This is a genomic window from Protofrankia sp. Cr1 (assembly GCF_963555865.1).
GTDB lineage: Bacteria > Actinomycetota > Actinomycetes > Frankiales > Frankiaceae > Protofrankia.
The window spans coordinates 1-6,151 of the sequence record NZ_CAUVXO010000299.1 but is presented as its reverse complement, the minus strand read 5'-3'; the positions used below and the strand labels follow the sequence as shown (position 1 = coordinate 6,151).

Below are 6,151 nucleotides of genomic sequence, written 5' to 3'. Positions count from 1 at the left end.
CTGTTCGAGCCTGCTTCAGCCCGAGATCGCCGATCAGGTCTTCACAGTCTTCGGTGACCTGCTCTCTTCGTCGGCCGGCGCCGTCGCCCACCTGGCGGCGGCGGCAAAACTTCTTGGCCTGGTCGAGTACGGCGACCACCCCGACCTGGCGGCGCCTCTGCACCGGCACGCACGGAGAATCCTGCGGCGCCACTATCCGGAGTCCTTGGGTGAGTAGGTCATCGAGTCGGCTTACGACGTCAGACCTCTCCGTCGATTCCTGTCAGTTCGAGCCTTTTGGCGGGTTTAAGCAGATCGTGAAGCCGGCGTGCAAGCCGAGGACGTACCAGGGTTACGAAGTGGTCGTCCGGGTGCACCTGGTTCCGGCGCTCGGCAAGAAGAAGCTGAACAAGCTGACCGGGGCCGACGTGAGGCTGTTCCTCCGACGGCTGGAGAACATGTGTCTGTGCTGCATCCACAAGACGGACCAGAAGCGGGCCGAGGGCGAGCGGCGGTGCTGTGCGGTCGGCCGGTGCTGCAAGTCGTTGCCGTCCGTCCGTCTGCGGCAGCAGGCGCACGCTGTGCTCCGCAATGCGTTGGAGGCGGCGGTACGGGAGGAGCTGATCCGTCGAAACGTGGCGAAGCTGGTGAAGGTCTCCGGCCCGAAGTACAAGGTCAACCGTGGGCTTACCGTGGATCAGGCACGCAAGCTGCTGGCGGCGGCAGAGAACGACCAGTGGCACGCGCTCTACGTCCTCGCACTCTTCCTCGGGTTGCGGCGTGGTGAGCTGCTCGGGCTGCACTGGTCGGACATCGATTTTGATGCCGGGACGCTTACCGTGCGGCGCAACCTGCAACGGGTCGGTGGCGAGCTGCGGACGGTCACGCAGAAGACGGAGTGGTCGGAACGGACGATCCCGCTTCTCGGTGCTACCGCGGACGCGCTCCGTCATCATTTCGAGCGACAGCGGGAGGAACGGGCGCACGTCGGGCCGGACTGGGTTGAGACGGGCCACGTCTTCACGAGCGTGATTGGAACGCCGATCGAGCCGGACAACCTCCGGCGGAGCTGGTACCCACTACGTGAGAAGATCGACACCGGGGGTTCCAGGGGTCGTCCCCCCTGGACAGACATCGTGACCTGCGGGAAGACAGTCCCGAAGGGACGTCGAACAAGATGATTCAGACGTGGGCAGGGGCGGGGTCGAACCGCCGACCTTCCGCTTTTCAGGCGGACGCTCGTACCGACTGAGCTACCTGCCCCGGTGCAACCATCCTGCCGAACACGGCCCAACCAGGTCGCCCCAACCGGTGAGATCAACATTACGCTGACATCAACCGATGGTGCGAGCGCGGTCCTGACGGGATTCGAACCCGCGACCTCCGCCTTGACAGGGCGGCGTGAACTCCAGGCTTCACCACAGGACCATGCTGTGTGCTGTTCAGTTGTATCACGATCTCGCTTGTGATGTTGTGTCTCTGTGAGGCCCTGCACCTGTGAGGCAGGGCGTCCCATCCCTCAGACCCACCACCGCGCCTGGCTGGCGGGGGCTTCGCTCAGGAGTGCAACAGCAGCATACAGGATGGCGGGGCGGTCCGGGGCGGGTGGGCCTGCCTGCACCTGCGCGGGGGCGGGGCCGGGGCACGTACCCCGCTGTGTCGTCGTCGGTCGACACCCACAACCTCCGGTGCCTCCCTCCTCGCACCTCGCGATCTACCCGCCCCGGCCCCGTTTCTTGATCCACGCCCCTATTGCCCGGCTGTCCTACTCCGATCCTTTCCGGTCCGCACAGGTTGCCTACCCGGCTGGCGTCCCGCTAGAGCTGTCGGTGCCCGAGCCGTGACGGCCATGCGGCATGTTGAGCGCTTCGTCGCCGGAGTGCAGCTTGTCGATCGTGGCTTTGCCGTTGACGGTGGTGGTGTTGAAGGTGACAGAATCGCCAACCTTCAGGTCGCTCAGTTGCGCTTCACCGTTCTTGTCGATGTCGCTGTCGCTGGTGACCGCGTATTCGGTCGTGCTGCTACTGGTCTTGATGGTTACCGATGCCGACCCGACCGCGGTCACGGTACCGGTCTGATCGAGGGCGCCACCGTGCCCGAAACCATGACCGTCGCCGTCGTTGTCCGGGGCGGTCTGGGTCGTCCCGGCTGATCCGCTCGGGCTCGGGCTCGGGGACGCTGCGGTGGCGCTGAGGGTGCCGCCCAGAATCGCTCCGGCCAGCACACCGGCGCCGAGCAGCCCCGCCGCCTTGCCGAACCGACGTCGCTGCGGGGCCTGGTTCGTCGGGGATTCCGAGGACGGTGGGGATGGCGGTGCCGCCGCATCCCAGCCATGCCAGCCAGGCTGATCCGTCATGTCGTGCCTCCTCCTGTACCGCCACCGTGGCGGTACCTACTCAGCGTGGTAGGTCGGGCTGGGCGCTACCTGACATCCGATTAGGAGAAGTTTAAGAGGTTGATGAAGGTCCGCTGAAAGGTCTTTTCGTGTCCTGTTTACCTGACAATCCTGCCCCGGTCGCCGTAGAGGTCTAGCAATGCGGAGGCACCCGGTGTGGCACCGGTTGCATAAGGAGGAACTGTGTCCCGCATTTTCCCGCGGTCGGCCGCCGCCGTTACGACTGGATTACTGGCCGCTGCCGTCATTGGTGGGGTGGCAGCCGCCGGCCCGGCCACTGCTACCGACAATCGTCACGGCCACGGGTCGGCCCGACATGTGCTGTTGCTGTCGGTGGACGGCCTGCACCAGTCCGACCTGGAATGGTATGTCGCTCAGTATCCGGATTCGGCCCTTGCCCGCCTGGTCCGCCGGGGTACCGAGTTCACCCGGGCGCAGACACCGGTGCCGTCGGACTCGTTCCCGGGTCTGATCGCGCAGGTGACCGGTGGGAACCCGGCCACGACCGGGATCTACTACGACGACACCTACAACTCGCAGCTGCTGCCGGCGGGAACGACATCCTGCGCGGGTGTCAAGGCCGGTACCGAGGTCAACTACACCGAGGGCCTCGACCGCGACCCGACCTCGATCGACGCCGGTGCGCACCTGCCGGGCCTGCCCGGCGGCATCCTCGCGCTGACCGCGACACCGCAGACGCTGATCAACCCGGCCCTGCTGCCGGTGGACCCGACCACCTGCATGCCGGTCTACCCGCACTCCTACCTCAAGGTGAACACCGTCTTCGAGGTGGCACGGGCCGCCGGGCTGCGCACCGCATGGTCGGACAAGCACCCCGCATACGAGATCGTCAACGGGCCGTCCGGTACCGGCGTCCAGGACCTGTTCACCCCGGAGATCAACAGTACCGCGATCGGCTTCGCTTCCGGTGACTGGACCAAGGACAACGCCGCGACACAGCAGTACGACAGCTACAAGCTGCAGGCGGTCCTCAACGAGATCGACGGCTACGACCACAGCCGGACGACGAAGGTCGGTACGCCGGCCATCTTCGGGATGAACTTCCAGACGGTCTCCACCGCCGAGAAGCTGCCCCGCTCGGATGGTCTGACCGGCGGATACCTGCCCGGCGGCGTCACCCCCGGTCCGCTGCTCGCCCGCGCGCTGGGCTATGTCGACGCGAGCGTCGCCACGATCGTGGAGGAGATCCAGCGCCGCGGCCTGACCGGCAGCACCACGGTCATCCTGTCCGCGAAGCACGGCCAGTCGCCCACCGACCCGGCCGATCTCACCCGCGTCGCCGACGGACCGATCATCGACGGGTTGAACGCGGCATGGGCTGCGGGGCATCCCGGTGCGGCCCCGCTGGTGGCCTTCGCGGTCGATGACGACGTCCTGCAGTTCTGGCTCAGCGACACCTCGGCGGCGGCGACCGCGTTCGCCCGTACCTTCCTGCTCACCCACCCGGCGGCGGGCAAGACGATCGACGGCACGCCCACCACGTTGCCCGCCTCGGGCCTCACGGCCGTTTACGCGGGGGACGGGGCAGCCGCGTTCTTCGGCACCCGTCCCGGTGACCCGCGCCATCCCGATGTCGTGGGTGTCGTGACGCACGGCGTCGTGTTCACCGGCGGCACCGGCAAGATCGCCGAACATGGCGGGTCGGACCCGCAGGACCGTGACGTCGCGCTGGTCGTGTCCGGCGCAGGCGTTGCACACCACGAGGTGGACGGGCATCGGGTCGAGACCACCCAGATTGCCCCGACGATCCTGGCCCTGCTCGGCCTGGACCCGGACGCGTTGCGGGCGGTACGGATCGAGCACACCCGGGCGCTGCCGCTGCGCTGAGGGATTTCTCCTCGGCAGGTCTGCGACAGCGGTACCTGAGGGCGGCCGGGACCACCCATTTCGGGTGGTCCCGGCCGCCGTCGGGAAAGGCCTCGACAGCTGCCCGTGGGCACGTCGCGCCGGGGGTGCCGGAGTGGTCGTCATCGGCAGGTGGTTAGATCATCAGGTGTTTGTTGTTGCATACCTGTCCGCTTTTGGTTGTGCTGTGTGCTATGGGGCCGGTTCGGTGCTGCAGTCGGTGGGCGCGCGCCGGCTTGTCACCGCCGGCGCGCTCGATCCGCGTCTGCTGCCACGGCTCGCGCGACAGCTGCCCTACCTGATCGGACTGGCACTCGACCTTGTCGGTTGGCTGCTATCACTGGTGGCGGTGCGATCGCTGCCGCTGTTCGCGGTCCAGGCGACCCTCGCCGGCAGTGCCGGCGTCACCGCGGTACTGGCTGCGGTGTTCCTGCGCAGCCGTCCGGGACCGGCGCAACTGCGCGCGCTGGCGGCGCTCGGTGTCGGCCTGATCCTTCTTGCCCTCACCGCGCAGCCCGCGCCGCCGCGTCCGGTGGGCACCATCGCGACCATAGTGATCGCGCTGTTCGTTCCCGTCCTGGTTGCCGCCAGCGCGGCGGCGGGCCGATCCCTGCGGGGAGAGCGCGCCGCTGTGGTGCTCGGAGCGCTGTCGGGGCTGGCGTTCGGCGGGACCGCGCTGTGTGCACGGGCGTTGGACGCCGATCACACTTTCGGCGCTGTCCTCACCGACCCCCTTTCCTGGGCACTACTGGCCTACGGTCTGCTTGGGTTGAGTGCGTTCGGAGCCGCGTTGCAACGCGGCTCGGTGACGCTTGTCACCGCCAGCCAGGGCGCGGCGGAAACCCTCATCCCGGCCGCGATGGGGTTTGCGCTGCTGGGGGACCAGGTCCGTCCGGGCTGCCTCCCGCTCGCCGCGATCGGGTTCGTCGTCGCCGTGGCCGCAGCGGTCGAGCTCGCAATCCTCACCCCACCCGAGCAGCCGTCTGCGCCACCTCAGCCGGATTTGTTACCAGCCGTCAGCCGGACACGGTGACTAAGAGCAACCGGCAATAGGGGACGCGGCGTCGCGGGGGTCGTCGACCCGGTTGGGGATGCGCGGGGATAGCTGTGCCATCGTTGCGACCATGGCGACAGGTCAACTCCAACAGAACGTGCTTCGGGACCGTGCTCGGCGCGCAATGAGCAAGGTCCCGGAAGTGACGGCGTACTTCTGGATCACCAAGGTGCTGACCACCGGCATGGGGGAGACGACGTCGGACTACCTGGCCCACCAACTCAGCCCGATGATTGCCGTCGGTCTCGCCGGCGTGTGCTTGGCGGCCGCGCTGGCGCTGCAGTTCTACGTCCGTCGATATGTTGTCTGGATCTACTGGACAGCCGTTGTCATGGTCAGTGTGTTCGGCACGATGGCGGCTGATGTCCTGCATGTCGGACTCGGCATCCCGTATCTCGTGTCCACGGCGTTTTTCGTGATCGCGCTGGCCGTCATCTTCATGGTCTGGTATGCGAGCGAGAAAACCCTCTCCATCCACAGTATCCACACCCGTCGCCGTGAGGCTTTCTACTGGGCCACGGTAATGACGACGTTCGCGCTCGGTACCGCCCTGGGAGACATGACCGCGACAACCGCGCACCTGGGGTATTTCTCCTCGGGTGTGATGTTTGCCGTCCTGATGGCAGTGCCGGCCCTGGCCTACCGGCTGGCTGGTCTGAACGGGATTTTCGCCTTCTGGTTTGCCTACATCGTGACCCGGCCGCTCGGTGCCTCCTTCGCCGACTGGATGGGGGTGTCGCATGGTCGCGGTGGCCTTGAACTGGGCACCGGGCCGGTCAGCCTGGTTCTGGCGATTGTGATCGTCGGTTTCGTCAGCTTCCTGGCGGTGACCCGCAGGGACGTTGCGCACCCGTCCG

Annotated in this window: 5 protein-coding genes, 2 tRNA genes and 1 pseudogene; 5 read left to right on the top strand and 3 right to left on the bottom strand. The window is 67.0% G+C overall.

The window, feature by feature from the left end:
- Positions 1-217, top strand: a pseudogene (locus U9980_RS19575) (aminoglycoside phosphotransferase); the annotation flags it as partial.
- Positions 210-1,160, top strand: coding sequence for a site-specific integrase (locus U9980_RS19570; RefSeq protein WP_322769247.1), 951 nt, complete (start codon positions 210-212; stop codon positions 1,158-1,160). The pseudogene U9980_RS19575 and the gene U9980_RS19570, both read left to right, overlap by 8 nt.
- An 8-nt stretch (positions 1,161-1,168) precedes the next feature.
- On the opposite strand, the gene U9980_RS19565 is transcribed toward U9980_RS19570, so the two are convergent.
- The 3 genes from U9980_RS19565 to U9980_RS19555 form a co-directional block, all read right to left on the bottom strand.
- Positions 1,169-1,242 (bottom strand) — tRNA-Phe (locus U9980_RS19565).
- Positions 1,243-1,332: 90 nt separating this feature from the next.
- Positions 1,333-1,407, bottom strand: a tRNA-Asp gene (locus U9980_RS19560).
- Positions 1,408-1,777: 370 nt separating this feature from the next.
- A complete protein-coding gene (locus U9980_RS19555) occupies positions 1,778-2,335 on the bottom strand; it encodes a hypothetical protein (RefSeq protein ID WP_322769246.1) in 558 nt (185 codons plus the stop codon).
- Positions 2,336-2,557: 222 nt separating this feature from the next.
- Between U9980_RS19555 and U9980_RS19550 the strand changes: the two genes are divergently transcribed.
- The 3 genes from U9980_RS19550 to U9980_RS19540 form a co-directional block, all read left to right on the top strand.
- Positions 2,558-4,222: an alkaline phosphatase family protein gene (locus U9980_RS19550; RefSeq protein WP_322769245.1), complete on the top strand. Its 1,665-nt coding sequence runs from the start codon at positions 2,558-2,560 to the stop codon at positions 4,220-4,222.
- A 205-nt stretch (positions 4,223-4,427) separates the two neighbouring features.
- Complete coding sequence (locus tag U9980_RS19545; RefSeq protein WP_322769244.1) at positions 4,428-5,273, top strand: hypothetical protein; 846 nt, start codon at positions 4,428-4,430, stop codon at positions 5,271-5,273.
- A gap of 91 nt (positions 5,274-5,364) precedes the next feature.
- On the top strand, positions 5,365-6,151 hold a 787-nt coding region (locus tag U9980_RS19540; protein WP_416210329.1), incomplete at its 3' end, for a hypothetical protein.